Consider the following 16,488-nt stretch of genomic DNA (forward strand, 5'->3'; position numbering starts at 1 on the left):
TTTAATTAAAGTGGATAAGCGCTACAGCTTTATGTTGTAGCGCTAGCTAAAAATAGAGCCAACGACAGGTAGAACAATATCTTGAAATCAAATTATAAAACGTTATTTAATACCCTAATAACAGCCGCTTTTTTTTTAATAACACCTATTTCTATCGCTGAAACTAAATATGGCAATTATCTTGATTCAAGAATTGGTGATGTTAATAACCAAACCTTTGACGCCTTACTTTATTACCCGGATAAAGAGTGGCTTTACGACTTTGATACACCAACGCCATTTACTGGTATCGCTATAGATTCAGGCAGCATAGAAAGCAGCTCAGATTATTACATGTCGGCCCCTCAATCTATGCGATGGAATACATCACAAGGCGCTTCACTCACCCTAAATGTTAACATCAATCTAAAAAAATCGTGGCCAACACACTACTACTTAACGGCAGGTGTTTTTCAAGCTGATATTCCTACAGGAAAAAACAAACGAGCATTTAAAATAGAACTATTGTCTGCAAACAATTCAGTTATCGCTTCACGCAATATATATATGCACAGAGGTGGGTGGAATATTCTCTGTTCTAATTTGAAATTTTCATCAAATCAAACAGTTGATAAAATAAAGATAACCCAAATCCAAGGAACCTCAGGTGCCGTTTTACTAGATAACGTAATGATCAGTGCATTTCAAAACAGCAATGATGTTTTCATGAGTAATGGCACAGTTGAAGTTGAAAACCCTGAACTGACCATGGACAAAGCTAAAAATTATCCGGCAACCACATTAACTAAAGCACAAAAAAAAGCTTTTTTAACCATCGCCGAAAAGGTTATTCCATTCCCCAAAAAAGTGTCAAAAATTTCTATTCCAAAACTTAAAGAATACATAGCACTACATGCATTTTATAACATAAAAACTAAAGGAGATTACGCAAGCGGTGTAAATCCTTTGTACTATTGGCGAAGTGTTACTAAAAAGGAGTCCGATCCATTTATTCATTACACGCAAAATCAATTGCTGTGTAAAAAAATGAAAGAAATAGGAAAGGCTTGGTATCAAACAAGAGATAAAAAACAAAAGGCTGTATTAGCAAGAATAATAACTGACTTTGTTCGCCTTGCAGTTACTTTTGGCGATATGCCTAATCCTTGGTACAACGGACGTGGCTTTGCTGATGGCGTGTATTACGCCAAAGACCTACTGGAAGAAGCGGGTCTGCTCGATCGTATAACAACGCTTATTATGCAGCAATATGGCGTAGACCAAGTATTATTTAATGAACAACGCTGGGACAATCCGCTGGCATTAAAAGGAAAACATGGGCCTGAATTCTTTTGGCAAGGCACTGCAGACCATTTAAATACCACCTCAAAAAGCATGATCTTAAGTATTTTAACTGCGGCCGATACGTCTGAAAAAGCACGAAATTTAACACGTTTTAAAAGTTGGATGGACAATATTGTATTAAGTTATTCACCCAGTGTAGAAGGCACATTAAAACCCGATGGTTCTTGGTATCACCACTGGGGTAACCGTTACGATAACTATGGCTGGGTCGCTGGTTGGCGAGGTGCTACCGAATTAGTATGGTGGATGAGCCATACCCCGTTTGCCGTTGATAAAACAACAAAAGCGCGTATGAACCACATGGCAGATATCCACTTTGCCGTTATGGATAAGCAAGGCCATAACGGCCCGCAAGATAAAATGCATAAAGTACCTTCTGACGGTTTTATGAACTTAGCTATGGCCGGTTCTCCCGATGGACTCGAAGAGATTGATCCTATTCCAGCAAGCTATTGGTTAGCCTACCCGCAAGAACCTTCGTACTCAAAAAATAAAAAATGGGTTAAGCAAATAAAAGCAAAAGGTATTAAACCCGCAGCTATAAAAGATACAACCCTCACTCTAAGTTACGAATCAGCTATTTATCACAGAACAGGTGATTGGCAGGTATTTACCCGAGGGATTTCTAAAAAACACTACCATACCCAGTACCAGCGCAATGGCTATTTATTTTATAACATTGGCGGACTTTCTCTCGTAAAAGAAGGTGAAGCATCAGGAATGCAACGTTATTACGGCGCCCCACTTTTACAGCGTCATGGTGACGATTTAGATAATATTACCGCTGGTTATAATTTTAGTAGAGCACCAGGAGTAACCTCTGTCATTTCAAATTATAACGATCTAAAACAGCTTTATTATCAAAGAGGAACGTCTGATTTTGTTGGCGGCACATCAATGACCAACGATATAGCGGTGTTTATACAAGAATTTGATGCAAATAAAAACGACAAATATGCAAGTACCGTTGCATCAGGGTTACGCTTCAAAAAATCATATTTCATTTTTGGTAATGACATTGTTTTATTAGCCAGTGGCATATCAAATAATGGTAGCAATACCGATGTAGAAACAGGTTTACTGCAAGAAGCTACAAAAACCGATAAAAATGAATTTACCTTTGCTAATAACCTTACAACAACGGCAACATCTTATAATGAAAACTACTCATCAAGCGATGTGCCTTGGATGTTTAACAACTCTTTAAATATTGGCGTATACCTATTACCAGATCAAAACTTTACATTATTTAAAGGTTCACAAACCTTTGGCCCGTTAACTGGCAATATTATTAGTACTTACTTAACTCATTCAGAACAGGAAAAAGGTTGGTACGAATATATTCTACGTGTAAATACCAATCAAAGCGGTATGCAGCAATTAGCCGTCTCCATGAAAGAAGATGAACCTGAATATAAAGTACTTCAACGTGATGAAAATGCGCATATTGTTCGTAGTAAACAGTATTCTTCAACCGCCTACGCTATCTTTAATAGTAGCAACTTAGAACTTCCGCAAGGAATACTAAAAAGTATTGATAAGCCTGCGGTACTCATAGTAAATAAAAAGAAACATGATGTTAGCTTATCTGTTTCTTACCCCGACAAGCGAATTGATGAAACAGACACTAATCCATTAGGTTGGAGTTTAGCAACAGATATAACTATAGTACTAGAAGGTGAATTAAGTTTGATTAATTCGCAGCAAAAGAACGTTTCTGTTGTAGCTGATTCAATTAATAAAACCACAACCGTTATAACTACAGTTAAGGATGGATTGCCGTTAAATATAAACCTTAAGAATATGTAATATAAAGGTAATAAAATCTAACAGGCAATAATAAGTATTTTACGGCCTGTTACGTTTTTAATTATAAGAGGCACTAATAACTTCTTATATAGTTTTATCAGTAACCGTGTTCATTGAAAAACCGAACGACACACCATAAACATTATAAATTCAATCAGTTAAAGTAGTTTTACATGGTAAAAACTATTAATGATTTTCAGCAATATCTGTTTTTATTCTTTTACAGTACAACAGGTAAATAACAAGCTTATTAGTATAAAACCTTTATTTGAACACTCCTTTATTATTGTCTTAAAAGCAATAGTCATTCGTATTTAACCCCATATATAAGCTTATTAAAACCAGTAATAATAACTCTACTTTAAACAAAGGTGATTTAATTACTTTACGGTAATTAAACAAAATTTTCACAATAATAATGGAGAACTTACTTATGATTATTTTGCACGGTTTTTCCGCTAGCAACTACTACAACCTAGTGAAGCATGTACTTTTATATAAAGAGCTGCCATTTCAAGAAAACCTTCTTTATGGTGGTAGTGATGAGTTACTGACGATAAGCCCTGCTGGCAAAGTGCCCGTTATTACAACAGCTGAAGGTCTTTACCTTTCAGAGTCGAGTGTTATTTGTGATTTTATCGAAGAAACTTACCCTGCCACTCCGCTATATCCTGAAAATGCGGGAGAACGTGCAGTAGTTCGTCAAATAATGAAAGTAGCAGAACTTTATTTTGAACTGCCAAGTAGACGATTTATACCGTATGTGTTTTCAGGGACTGAAGTTCCCGAATCAATTAAAGCTGAAGTTCGCCAAGTATTAACCCGTGGTGTTACTGCCTTAAATCGCTTATGTAAGTTTTCACCTTGGGTTGCAGGTGAACAATTCACCATGGCCGACATCTACGTTTATCACGTAAATACCATTGTTAACGCTTTTGGCTCTAGTCAACTTGAATGGGATGTACTTGCAGAGATATCAGGAATGAAAGAGTGGAATGATTCAATGAGTCAATCAGCTATCGCCCAAAGAGTAGAGGCAGATCGTGTGGCAAATATGCCCGAGTTTATCCAAAAAGTGAAAGCTCAAATTCAAGCAGCACATGCTAAATAACATCTAGCTATAAAAAAATTACAGCCAATACAATAACGTTATTGGTTCAAAAAATTAAATTATTTGCAGGAGCAAAAATTATGACAAATACAAATATACAACTTACTTCAACAATCAGCGAAGACAATAAACTAACACTTGCCCTACAAAACATCGAAATGCCACAACCTGGTGTCGATGAAGTTGTAGTTCGCATTGAAGCTGCACCATTAAACCCGTCTGATTTAGGCGTTATGTTCAGCGCTGCAGATATGACAACAGCTGTGCAATCAGGCACTGAGCAAAGCCCAGTCATTACTGCAAATGTTCCAGAAAAATTTATGCCAGCACTTAAAACGCGTGTTGGTAAAGCGACACCCGTAGGTAATGAAGGCGCAGGAACGGTTATAGCAGCAGGCTCATCGCCAGCCGCACAAGCATTGATGGGCAAAACTGTGGCTGTAATTGGCGGTGGATCGTATCGTAAATTTATATGTGCCAATGTACAAAACTGTTTAGAATTAAAAGCAGGCACTACAGCTAAAGAAGGTGCTTCCTCTTTTGTTAACCCACTTACCGCATTAGCCATGGTTGAAACAATGCGTTCTGAAGGTCATAAAGCGATTATTCATGCGGCAGCGGCATCTAACCTTGGCCAAATGTTAAATCGTATTTGTATTGCTGATGGCATCGATTTAATTAACATTGTACGTAAACCTGAACAAGAAACCTTGTTACGTGATATGGGCGCTAAATATGTTATTAATTCAAGTAGCGAATCTTTCCTTGCTGATTTAACAACAGCGATTATTGAAACAGGTGCAACGATTGCCTTTGATCCTATTGGTGGCGGCCAGTTAACCAGCGATATTCTTAATTGTATGGAAGTTGCTGCTGCGCGTGATATGAAAGAGCACAGTGTTTATGGCTCTGATACTTTCAAACAGGTTTACATTTATGGCGCACTAAACCGTGGCCCTATTACACTAAATCGTAACTTCGGTTTTGCTTGGGCTGTTAGTGGATTCTTATTATTCAATGCGCTAGGCAAGTTAGGTGCTGAAACAGTAATGACAATGCGTAAACGTGTTGCAGATGAAATTACCACTACCTTTGCTAGCCACTACACACATGAAGTGTCATTAGCTGAGGTATTACAATTACAATATATAGCTGATTATTCTAAACAGGCGACAGGTGAAAAGTACTTAATTAAACCTCAAGCTTAATTCATCTTAAACATACGTAAAAATAGCAGTTTATTAACGGCTTAATTTTAAAATAGATAAAGCAGATACTCATTCGGTATCTGCTTTTGTTATTTTCAGGTTCTGGAGTAATTAACTTGAGCTAACTATTCTGCTTCCTCTTTTTTAATAGCATAAAATGTTCCATGAATTGGCGGCTTTTCAGAGTAAGCGCCAATGCTATATTTTAATACGGCATACACTACATTTGGATCAGAATATTTAGCTCCCTCGCCTCTTAAATCTGTTATGTTTTTATAGAGCATATTTTCACTGCTCGCTGGTTGGTGTTGGCGCGAGTTACCCGTTGCAAAAACTTTCCAATTGTTATGATTAGCATCTGCTCTATGCCATTCAGGTACTCTAATGGTATTGTTTTCAACCAAATTATGGCCTAAATCCCCTTGATGAAAATTAACATCAACTTCAATATGGTTGTTAGTTACCACCACGTATTTAGCGCCCATTTCAATAGCAAGATGACGTATGCGTTTAATGATATTGCCTGTTACTAAAATATATTGGCCTCGCATATCAAAGTAAGCATTTCCTCGTCCACCTTTGTTGTAAGCTCGATCAACAAAATTGTCACGAAAGGTTAAATGCGTTGTAGTTTTTTCAGTGAGTATTGGATCAGTGCCTGACTCCAACAATCTACAATTATCAACCCAAGAATCAGATGTAGTGCCCGACATTTTGATTAAGCCTACGTATAAGTCGTCTCGGTCAACATCGTTATTCATAACCCCTTGAACCCACTTATCGCTATAACCCGTATTATCTTTGGGTTCTAAATTAGGTACGAGGTAAAACAAGGTTACATCTTCTATTCCAGCACTTTTAACGTCATGCATCACTAAACCATAACGTTTTGACGCCCAACCTTCCCATTTTTGACGAAAATTAATATTAATCATCACATCGTTAGGGTTACCTGTTTCACCTCTAAGGATAATATTAGACTTTAAATACACAGGAGTATTCAGGGTATAAGTACCCGCTTTTAAAATAATAACGCCTGCGCTTTTTACGTTATCAATAGCTGCTTGAATATTATCAGTACCTGGGCGGATTGTTTTTACGATAGGGGTTGTATGACGTAAAGGAATCCCTCCCCTTACGCCCGCTTTTGCCCATTCGACCATATCTGGGTAACGAGGGTCAGCCCTAGCTTCATCAAATACCCAACCAGGATCGCCTAGTTGAGTATTCTTTAAAGGGTGTTTAACTACGTTTTCACTGTGCGCATTTCCACTAAAAAACAAGTTAAGTATTAGTGCTAATGAGGGGGCTAAAAGAAGTAATTTAAGCATGTGCATTTGGTGTATTCCCGTTTGTTATGCCCGTGATGACATAAGAATGTTCATCACGGACACATAAATTATCGTTGGTGGGTAGCATGTTAATTTATTTAATGAGCAACCTTAGACAACAAAACTTCCGCCGTTAAACCATCTTTACAATCAAATTCAATAACAGTTTCAGTTGAATTAGCTTTGATAATTTTGGCTTGCTTTTGCTTAACGGTTTCAATTTCTTTTAACTGCTGATCAATTTTCCATTGACCACGTAAAGTCAGGCGAATTTGAGTGGTTCGGCTTGGCCAGAAAAACCATTCGCGATTATAAATAGATAACTCAACGCGACTGCCATCAGGCATTAAATCGTCTTGCCCGTCATAAATATTTAAATCTGGATCAGCAACCGATAACTGTAACCCCTTGTTCGTTTCTTTTACGATAAAAGTGGCCGGTCTGTTTACCTTACTTACCACACCTTGGGGTAATTTGCCCTGCCCATTAAATACCGCATAAGCTGTCGTTGAGCTTTTAGGTGACTCAACAATATGAGCATTTTTATCTTGTTGTAGTACACGGTAAGGAAGCTGATTATTTTGAACTTTCATGCCATTTGTAAAGCGCTTCATATCAGCAGGAGTACTACTCGGCATAACCACATATTCATAGTTAGCGTTATTAGGTTTTACGCCATGATCGAATAACAAGGTAGTAAAGTTACCTTTTACTGTTTGTAGGTTTTTATAATCAGGATTGGCTTGCTCTGTACGTTGCATAACAAGCTGAGTGCCATTAGGTATTTGTGGAATGTAATATCCAGTATTACGACTATCAACTATCCACAAAGGCTCACTGTCTGATATTGCTTTAGTATAAGGAAAGGTTTTTTCATCAAGTAGGTTAGAAGTCAATTTACCTATATTTTTTCCTTTACTATTACCTTTAAGAAAAGGGTTTTGCAAAATAGTGGTTTCTACTGCATGTTGAGCTATATCACTTTTAATATTTGATCCTATCGCAACAATAAAGTCTTTAAATAAAAAGTAAGATTTAATACCCGTGAAACCTTGCAAGCCAAACATGTCATGGCCTTTAAAAGGAAAGGTAAATACGGCGTTGCCCTGAGTAGATTCAGCGCCACCCACAAAAGCTTGGTCTGAGAACGGGTATTCGCCACCTTCGTCTTTAACTTGACCTGGCTGTGTTTGAATTTGCTCGTAAGGTACATTAACTGAGGTAACTCCAGGCCAACGGTGCCAATCGTAACCTTTATGCCACGTTGATTTATTATCCGCTTGTGTACTGTCTAAATGATCGGGATAAGAAACATCTAAATAGCCATAGCCAATAAATGTTGGATAAGCAAACCAACCCCAGCTTTCATAAGGATAAACATATTTACTGTGACCACGCACAGTCGCCATCCAGTTGTCATTATCTCTAAGCGTAGCTAATGCGCTATAAGGTAAAATGCGACTAGGAGCATAGTTATAATCACCAATATCCCCTGCTTGCTTAAGTTTATTTAACCAGTATTTATCAAACGAATTAGTGCTTTTTTTATTGTTATAAAGGTTTTGATATAAGCCTGCCATTTCAGCATCAAATGTTGGCGCACTAAGGGCAATTAACGCGGGTAAATCATACATAGTTGAAGCAAAAGTATAATTAGTAAAGCGTGTATTAGTAAAAGCTTTTCCACCTATATATTCCTTCGTAAACAAGGTATCAAATAGCGTATTGGTAATTTTTCTCATTCGCCAAAAAGCTGCTTCTTTTGCTTCAAAAGGCGTGTCATTCAATAAATACAATACGGCAGCTGCAGCTTTAACAGCTCTACCACCATAGCCTTGTGAATGTCCGCCATGATGGAAAGTAAGTCCATCAGGCTTAAATACTTCATCAAGCGCGGGTGCATAAGCCGTTGTAATATTTGAAAAGTAGGATGAGTAATGTTCTAAATCACGAATTTTTTCAGGTGAGTTTTTCATGGCTAATGCCATATATAAACGAGGCAGTAAAAAACCTTGAGTATCATCAGCATCTGCAGCCTTTCTGCCTTCAACGCCGTAAACAACATCTTCACGGTAAACTTGCCCAAAACCATAAAACCATTTCATGGTGGCTATCGCTTGTTCTAAACGCTCGTGTCTTGCAAGAACATCGCGCATCAATAAGAATGCTGGACCTATTTCTCTAATCTCATAAGCATAATGGTGAACCCAGCCAAGTCCAGCACCTTCTGCAAAACCTTGTTCAATGCCATAATCAAATAAATCAATAAACATGTTTTCTAGTTTAGCTTTATCGTTTTTAGAGGATGAAGCCCTATAATGTTTAGCAATGTCTATCAATAAATTATTAAAGTCCCAGCGCCATTCCATTACACTTTTATTCAGCTTTTTACCTAAACCTGTTTCAACAAAAAACTCGGGGAAAAGGCTCGTTTTCACCAAAGGCTTACCATAAATTTGGTCACCTTCGCGTGTAATTTCAAATTCATTGAATTTTTTGGTAATAGACGAAATAGACTTTTTAGCAAATGCTTTTCTTTCGTAATTAGGAAATATAAATTCTTCTGTTTTGTCAGTTAAGCCATTCACTTGCGCTAAACGGTTTTTAGTTAATTCTTTTAATTGAAACGAAGGTTTGTAGCCATGGAACATCATCATTTTATGATCATAGTTTGAAACTAATCTTTCATGAGGATCAAGGTTAGGTAATTGAGGGTTTGGGCCAACCGTTTTAGGATTCATGGGGACGGATAAGCCTACAGTATCAAAATAGAAAACCCCCTTTCCTGTAGATGGTGCTCGAATTGTTAGGGTGTCCATATCAGGATGAGGAACACCTTGCATGTCGCCTCGATCATAGTTGATAGCAACAGTACGCCAGCCAGTAAAACCTAATTGCAGATCAAACTCTACGTCAACGTCATTACCACGGCCAAATTCTAAGCTTAGCCGTTGAGTAGTTGCTTTTTCATTATATATCCACATGAAAAAGCCTCTTGGTGTTTCCAGTACTTTTTTAGCGTCGTAAGTACTGTGGCCCGCTTTTAAATACTTAAAGCGGCCAGTAGATGGAACTTTAGAGAGATCTTTAGGTTTTCTATAACCGATAGGTGTACGAACCGTAATGGCATCATTTCCTTGCCAATCCCATTTTAAAGCATATTTGCCATGCTTCATGCGCTTACTATCAAGTTGAAGGCCAGCACCAGTAGCAGACCAATAATTAGGGAGCCCTTCTTCAAAGCTTTCCATAACCTTAATAGGGTATTCTACGATGTTTTCAGATTCAGCATTACTTTTAGCCGCTGTTATACCGACCGCTAATATAAACCAAACCAGTCTATTGAAAATACGTTTCATCTACTTAACCTTTTGATTTTCAGCTACAGCATCAAACTATCTTACATCAGATATAAGATAAGATAGTTTAAAGCTGAAGTTTACTATGCAATTTAAAACACTAATAACCACGAGGTTTTCGCTATGCACCTTTTAAAATATTATCGAAATCTTTTAAAAATTCGTTAATTATCGATTCATCATCTTGAGATAAAGCAAAGTTCGGCTTACGACAATAATCGTCGGTAATAATGCCGCGTTTGTGTAATATGGTTTTCTCAACTTGAATAATATATTCACAACTTTCCATCCAAGGACGAATATATTCTAAAAGACGCTGATGTAAACTGTTTGCAGCCTCATGATCTCCAGCTATCCATAGCTTATAAATGCTCATATATACTTCGGTAAATGAACAACCGGGCATAACCCCTTTTCCACCCACAGAAAGCACATCTGTCATGTATAAACCTGCATACCCATTAAGTATTACCGCATCAGGCAATAACGTTAACAACGCTTGTATGTATTCAACAGGAGGATTGCACTCAATTTTAAATACCGCATTAGGAAATTCTTTCGATATTTCCGCTAGCTGTTCTGCAGGAATAGGCACGCCTGTTTCAGTTGGTGCATATTGCACTAAAACTGGAACATCAACCGCCTGTAATACTGCACAGATATGTTCTTTTACCTGAGCATTATCAGGTTTTAAGAAAAACGGCGGTAAAAGCATTAAGCAATCAGCACCTGCTTCTTGATAAATTTTTGCTTGTTTAACCGCAAGTTCTGTTGAATGTTCAGTCACTGAAATGCATCGATACATATTTTTATCCGCTAACGTGCTAATAAAAATATCCGTTAACTGCGCTTTTTCAGCATCGTTAAGTTTATAAAACTCACTAGCGATACCGAATAACGTAACACCATAACAACCTGTGGTTATCAGGTGTTCAAGCATAGTTTTAAAACTATTTAAATCAACATTGCCTTCTGCAGTAAAAGGCATTGCAGCAATAGGATTAATACCAAAAATATCTTGAGGTTTTTTTACCTGTGTTTTTAAATTAGTGTTCATAGATCATCCTCTCTATTAAGTTAACACTGCACCTTCGGCTGCTGACGCGGCACGGTCACGGTAAATATCTAAAAACCCTCTAGGGACTTCTTTTCTTACAGGTTTCCATAATTTTTTACGCTCTTCTAGTACAGCATCTTCAACATGTAAGGTTAATTCACGTGTCTCAATATCAATACTAATTTCATCACCTGCTTCAATAAGTGCAATCATGCCGCAATCCGCAGCTTCAGGTGATAAATGACCAACAAATAAGCCCCTATTTGAACCAGAAAAACGTCCATCTGTTATTAATGCGCAATGGTCAGATAAGCCCATCCCTTCTAAATATTTCATTGGCTCATACATTTCAGGCATACCCGGTCCGCCTTTTGGCCCTTCATAACGAAGAACTAATACACTACCTTTAGCAATATTACCTTCCATAATTGCTGCAACCGCTTCATCTTCTGAATCAAAAGTCACCGCTGGACCACTAAATTTAAACATGTGTTCAGGTACAGCAGCAGGTTTAATTACTGCCCCCAGTTTAGCTAAGTTACCACGTAGTATTGCTACACCACCTTCAGCATTAAACACATCAGATAATGGACGAATAACTTCACGTCTTGTTGAGTCTGCAACGGTATTTAATGTTTCTTCTTTGGTACCAGCAACAGTTAAGGCATTTAGTCTAAGTAATGGTCTTAGTTCGCGCTCAACCGCCGCTATCCCACCTGCTTCGTGGAAATCGATCATGTCGTATTCTGACGCCGGATAAATGGAAGCAATAGTTGGAATCTTGCGACTGATTTCATCAAACGTTTGTAATGATAATTTACCTAATCCAGCTTCATGATGTAGTGCTTGTAAATGTAAAATAGCATTAGTTGAACCACCCGTAGCAACTAGCAAACAAATAGCGTTATAAATAGAGTCGCTGTTTATAATTTGACGTGCTGTTATACCTCTATGGGTTAAATCAACAATCTTCTTACCTGTTGCATAAGCAATCGCCATGCGGTCTTTAGAAATAGCCGGTACGGTTGCACTTTCAGGTAGCATCATGCCTAAAGTTTCAGCCAAACAACACATAGTATTTGCGGTTCCGTACATGGTACAAGACCCTGGACCTGGTTCAGCAATATCTTCAATTTTACGAAATTCTTCTTCGTCAATTAAGCCACGTTTTTTCCAACCAATAGCTTCAGAAACAATATTCCCATCCCAATGTTTTCCTTTATATTCAGCAGGATACATTGGACCACCATTCACCATGATTGCTGGAATATCTAAACGCGCAGCAGCCATTAACATAGCCGGTACAATTTTGTCACACGAGCCAGCTAAAACAATCGCATCAAAATTATGAGCACGTGTCATAACTTCAATAGAAGCTGTGATCACTTCACGAGCAGCTAAAACGAAACGCATACCTAAATGACCCGCAGCAATACCGTCACATGGTGCTATAGTACCAAAAGACATAGCAACACCACCGGCCGCCTCAATACCTTTAATAACGTTAGCCGTTACATCATTTAAATTAACATGGCCAGCTGTTGCATTGGTGTAACTGTTTACCACCGCAATAACAGGCTTACGTAATTGTGAATCTGTGTGTCCCATCGATTTATATAAAGCGCGTTTTAATGCTCCGCTATCGCCTTTTAAAATGTCGTTATGGTGAGATTGAGCGCCGCAACCGCCACCGCAAGAATTACAATTACTCATGTGTTTTTCCTTAGAAATGATGTATCAAAATGATGTATGGGCTGACCGTTAAATGGCAGCTCACAAATATAGCCATGACCAAACTGAGATGACTTAAGTCCTTCTGCAGCTGTGGTTATAAATAACTGATCAAGATTTTCACCAATAAAACAGCAACTCGTTACTTGAAGCTCTGGTAGGTGAATAATATCGGTTATCGTTTTATCTTGAAGCGAGTATCGAACCACTTGGCTCGCGCCCCATTGTGCCGACCAAAGTCCGCCTTGTTTATCTAGGCAACCGCCATCAGGGAAAACACCTTCAGGCGTTGATACCCAATGTTGTCGAGTTAATTTTTTATTATTCGTTGTGCTGTTTTCTAATAAACCGTGCTCAAGTGTGCAATGCTCAATCTGATTATTTAATGAATCAGCAAAAAAGAACTTACTATCATCAATAAAGGCAAAAAGATTAGGCACCAAAATATTACTTTCAAGGCACTGTAACCTGCCATCAAAAGCGTAAAGTGAACCGTTATTATTTCTCGCCTCATTATCCATAGTGCCAAAAAACAAGTGTCCTTGAGGTGAAATGCCGCCGTCATTAGCGCGATTCGAAATCCCTTCATGGTCAGGAAAAGGTTGCACACAATCAATTTTATGGCTGTTAATATTAATCAGCACAATACCGAAACCTGCTAGACCTATTAATACTTCTGGATCGTTAGTTTCTGCAATAAAACTAACCTTGGCACTCAGTGTTATTTGCTTAAACGCTTGCTCGGATTGATGACTCAATGATTGATAACTAAATAGCTGTTGTTCTTCTATATCTAACCAAAAAAGTGTCGATGTAGCTTTATGCCATAAAGGGGATTCCCCTAAAGAGCAGTGTGTATCAAATTTTTTAATAGCGTGGTAATTATTCATCAGCCATCACTGCGCTGCGACCACCATCAATCACAATAGTCGTACCGGCAATAAACGAAGCTTTATCGCTGACTAAAAATAAACAAAGTTCCGCAACATCTTGCGGTTTACCAATATAACCAACGGGATGTTGAGCAATAGTTTTATTTCGAATTGCTTCAGGATCATCATGGCTATCAAACCAATCTTGATTGCCTTCTGTATCAATAAAACCAGGTGCAATACCTACGGTTCTAAAATCTCTACCCCAATCTAAAGTCATACTTTGAACTAAACCTACTAATGCATGTTTACTGATACTATAAGGTGCACAACCCGGTAAGCTATTAAAAGCATGATTGGATGTCATTACCAAAAAAACGCCCTTGCTAACGGTTAATGCATGACGAGAAGCTTTGGCTAAACACCAATGAGAACGAAGATTAAGATCAAAATTCTTATTCCAATCATCTAATGAACAATCGACACCAGAAAACACATTTTTGCCTGCATTAGAAACAACAGCATCTAACCGCCCAAACGCTTCTTGCGTGTAATTAACTAGCTGCTCTATTTCTTCAAGGTTGCACATATTACATTGACGATAAAAGTATTGATCCGGATAACGTGCTTGAAATGATGAGCTGTCAATTGCACTAAAAGGTCTTTGCCCACAACCAACAACGATGTAACCCTGAGCTAAAAAAGCTTCAGCTATAGCAAGGCCTATGCCTTGACTAGTACCTGTGATCAAAGCCACTTTTTGTTTAGTACTCATTATATTTATATCCTCGTTATGATGGTGTTTTTAACCATCATCATAATAAATCAGTTTTTATTGGTTAATTAGCCGTATTCATCTGCTCAGAAGCATTCTGCCAAGATGCAACATACTCTTTGGCCGTTAACGTTATTTGCTCACTAGATATTCCCGGTCGATAAAGACCTGACCCCAAACCAAAGCCATTAGCACCTGCACTCAAGTACCCTTTCATTTGCTCTGCATCTGCAGAAATCCCGCCTACAGGGATGCACATAATATTAGCAGGTAATACAGCACGTAATGCTTTAACAACTGACGGAGTAAGCATTTCACCCGGAAATAATTTAACAATTTCTGCACCTGCATCAATCGCTGAAAACGCTTCAGTTACCGTCATAGCGCCGGGCATAACAACACAACCAGCATTAACCGCTTTATTAATAATAGCGGGATTAGTATTAGGTGTAACAATAAGACGAGCGCCTGTTTCAATAACGTCATCAAGTTGTTTCATACTCGTTACTGTGCCAGCCCCTACCCAAGCTTTATCACCAAAAGTATCAACAAGTTTAGTAATACTCACTAATGCATCGGGGCTATTTAAAGGAACTTCTATAAACCGATACCCTTCATTAAATAAAGTTTGTGCGATAGAAATCACTTCATCAGGCTTAACACCACGTAAAATTGCAACCAAAGGTAATGATTTAAATGCAACTTGGTAATTTAATGATTCAGTTGTCATAGGAGATCCTTGTGATAAATTTGAAAAACTTTTTCCATACCTGCCAAGAAACATTGATCTGAATCTACTGAAATGGCGTTATGTTCTAAAATATTTAGTGCCTTAACATAAAGTTCAGATAACTTATTATCTCCAACAATATAGACCGTACTGGTAAAGGTTAAATCAGCTAACTCATTGCCAATTAATATGCCTGAAAGATACGAGAGCACTAAACTCTCTGGCACTTTATGAAATAAAGCCTGCGTTCTGGCCATAAACAAAGCATGACTTAATGACATTGAGTGGCCAGCCATTACGCCACTTGAAAAAACTTTAAAATCAATATCTTGAGTTTGCGTAACTAAATTCCGACCTAATATAGAATATTCACTTAATAAGGCGTAAAGCTCGCCAGTCATATAAGTACGTACACTTGTTAACTCATTAGTCTGCCATTGAACATGTTTACTATGTGTACCAGGAAAAATAGCATCAAACTCATTTAAGTTAAGTTTAGCTGCCAGGCCAAATGCTTGAACTTCTTCTCCACGCATAACATCCTGACGATCATGAATATCGTTATGGCAAACACCTGGAATAATAAGCACTTTATTACCTCTAGACAGAGAAAAAAGAGTGCAACCTGTAGATAATGTTTGAATATTTAACGGCGTATTTACATAAGGAACTTCTTTCCAGCCATTTTTTGACCCCACCATACCAGCCATTAATACAGGCACTTGACTATGCTTTTCAAACCAAGGCATCAATAAATCAACCAACACCTGTTCAAAGCCTTCAGCGGCTATACTTATAAAGCCTTTTTCAGCATAAATTCGGTCAATAACTGCGCCGTTTTCCCCAATTAAATGAGCCCGAAAGTTTGTTGTTCCCCAATCTACAGAGATCCAATTAACAGCCATTAACCACCCTTGTATTACTTAAATCCACACCTTGTATTACAAGATATATTTATCGCAAAATAAAGTCAATATTTAAAAAGACAAGTGTATTTAACATATGAGTCGCAGCATGTTACTGAGAACTTTTTTATATTTTCTATCTGTTTGTTTTATATTATTTAAATTTCAAAAAGATGAAGGTTTTTAGTATAAAAAGTGTTAAGGGGAAGATTAAAAATAGATGGGAAATAAATAACATTCGATAAGTAATACCGAA

General features: G+C 37.8%; 11 protein-coding genes. 3 read left to right on the forward strand and 8 right to left on the reverse strand.

All coding sequences use genetic code 11. The features are described 5' to 3' along the window. Positions 1–81 precede the first annotated feature (81 nt). The 3 genes from B0X80_RS16455 to B0X80_RS16465 all read left to right on the forward strand — a co-directional run bounded on the left by B0X80_RS16455 (position 82) and on the right by B0X80_RS16465 (position 5,472). The gene (locus B0X80_RS16455) at positions 82–3,153 is read left to right on the forward strand and encodes a chondroitinase family polysaccharide lyase (RefSeq protein ID WP_077342274.1); all 3,072 of its coding nucleotides are present in this window, start codon (positions 82–84) and stop codon (positions 3,151–3,153) included. Positions 3,154–3,586: 433 nt separating this feature from the next. Next, positions 3,587–4,264 carry a glutathione S-transferase family protein gene (locus tag B0X80_RS16460; protein WP_077342276.1) on the forward strand — a complete coding sequence of 226 codons (678 nt, stop codon included), beginning with the start codon at positions 3,587–3,589 and terminating at the stop codon, positions 4,262–4,264. An 80-nt stretch (positions 4,265–4,344) separates the two neighbouring features. After that, a complete protein-coding gene (locus B0X80_RS16465; RefSeq protein WP_077342278.1) occupies positions 4,345–5,472 on the forward strand; it encodes a zinc-binding dehydrogenase in 1,128 nt (375 codons plus the stop codon). 125 nt (positions 5,473–5,597) lie between these two features. On the opposite strand, the gene B0X80_RS16470 is transcribed toward B0X80_RS16465, so the two are convergent. The 8 genes from B0X80_RS16470 to B0X80_RS16505 form a co-directional block, all read right to left on the reverse strand. Then, positions 5,598–6,803 (reverse strand): right-handed parallel beta-helix repeat-containing protein, encoded by a 1,206-nt coding sequence (locus B0X80_RS16470; protein WP_139345341.1) that lies wholly within the window; start codon positions 6,801–6,803, stop codon positions 5,598–5,600. Between the two features lie 98 nt (positions 6,804–6,901). Continuing rightward, complete coding sequence (locus tag B0X80_RS16475) at positions 6,902–10,162, reverse strand: chondroitinase family polysaccharide lyase (RefSeq protein ID WP_077342282.1); 3,261 nt, start codon at positions 10,160–10,162, stop codon at positions 6,902–6,904. A 121-nt stretch (positions 10,163–10,283) separates the two neighbouring features. Beyond that, entirely contained in the window at positions 10,284–11,219 is a 936-nt protein-coding gene (locus B0X80_RS16480) for a dihydrodipicolinate synthase family protein (protein ID WP_077342284.1), read from the reverse strand. 15 nt (positions 11,220–11,234) lie between these two features. Continuing rightward, complete coding sequence (ilvD, locus tag B0X80_RS16485) at positions 11,235–12,932, reverse strand: dihydroxy-acid dehydratase (RefSeq protein WP_077342286.1); 1,698 nt, start codon at positions 12,930–12,932, stop codon at positions 11,235–11,237. After that, positions 12,929–13,840, reverse strand: coding sequence for an SMP-30/gluconolactonase/LRE family protein (locus tag B0X80_RS16490; protein ID WP_077342288.1), 912 nt, complete (start codon positions 13,838–13,840; stop codon positions 12,929–12,931). The genes ilvD and B0X80_RS16490 overlap by 4 nt, the downstream gene beginning before the upstream one ends. Then, positions 13,833–14,597, reverse strand: a complete 765-nt coding sequence (locus tag B0X80_RS16495) for an SDR family NAD(P)-dependent oxidoreductase (protein ID WP_077342290.1) — start codon at positions 14,595–14,597, stop codon at positions 13,833–13,835. Before B0X80_RS16495 ends, B0X80_RS16490 begins: the two co-directional genes overlap by 8 nt. A gap of 64 nt (positions 14,598–14,661) precedes the next feature. Then, positions 14,662–15,327: a 2-dehydro-3-deoxy-6-phosphogalactonate aldolase gene (locus B0X80_RS16500; protein WP_077342292.1), complete on the reverse strand. Its 666-nt coding sequence runs from the start codon at positions 15,325–15,327 to the stop codon at positions 14,662–14,664. Further along, a complete protein-coding gene (locus B0X80_RS16505; RefSeq protein WP_077342294.1) occupies positions 15,324–16,232 on the reverse strand; it encodes a 2-dehydro-3-deoxygalactonokinase in 909 nt (302 codons plus the stop codon). Before B0X80_RS16505 ends, B0X80_RS16500 begins: the two co-directional genes overlap by 4 nt. Positions 16,233–16,488 lie beyond the last annotated feature (256 nt).

Origin of the sequence: Pseudocolwellia agarivorans (genome assembly GCF_002000085.1) — a bacterium.
GTDB classification, from domain to species: domain Bacteria; phylum Pseudomonadota; class Gammaproteobacteria; order Enterobacterales; family Alteromonadaceae; genus Pseudocolwellia; species Pseudocolwellia agarivorans.

Bases quoted from the DNA above. Each gene is read 5' to 3' on its own strand.
- B0X80_RS16460 (WP_077342276.1), top strand. From the start codon at position 3,587: ATGATTATTTTGCACGGTTTTTCCGCTAGCAACTACTACAACCTAGTG.
- B0X80_RS16465 (WP_077342278.1), top strand. From the start codon at position 4,345: ATGACAAATACAAATATACAACTTACTTCAACAATCAGCGAAGACAAT.
- B0X80_RS16470 (WP_139345341.1), bottom strand. From the start codon at position 6,803: ATGCTTAAATTACTTCTTTTAGCCCCCTCATTAGCACTAATACTTAAC.
- B0X80_RS16475 (WP_077342282.1), bottom strand. From the start codon at position 10,162: ATGAAACGTATTTTCAATAGACTGGTTTGGTTTATATTAGCGGTCGGT.
- B0X80_RS16480 (WP_077342284.1), bottom strand. From the start codon at position 11,219: ATGAACACTAATTTAAAAACACAGGTAAAAAAACCTCAAGATATTTTT.
- ilvD (WP_077342286.1), bottom strand. From the start codon at position 12,932: ATGAGTAATTGTAATTCTTGCGGTGGCGGTTGCGGCGCTCAATCTCAC.
- B0X80_RS16490 (WP_077342288.1), bottom strand. From the start codon at position 13,840: ATGAATAATTACCACGCTATTAAAAAATTTGATACACACTGCTCTTTA.
- B0X80_RS16495 (WP_077342290.1), bottom strand. From the start codon at position 14,597: ATGAGTACTAAACAAAAAGTGGCTTTGATCACAGGTACTAGTCAAGGC.
- B0X80_RS16500 (WP_077342292.1), bottom strand. From the start codon at position 15,327: ATGACAACTGAATCATTAAATTACCAAGTTGCATTTAAATCATTACCT.
- B0X80_RS16505 (WP_077342294.1), bottom strand. From the start codon at position 16,232: ATGGCTGTTAATTGGATCTCTGTAGATTGGGGAACAACAAACTTTCGG.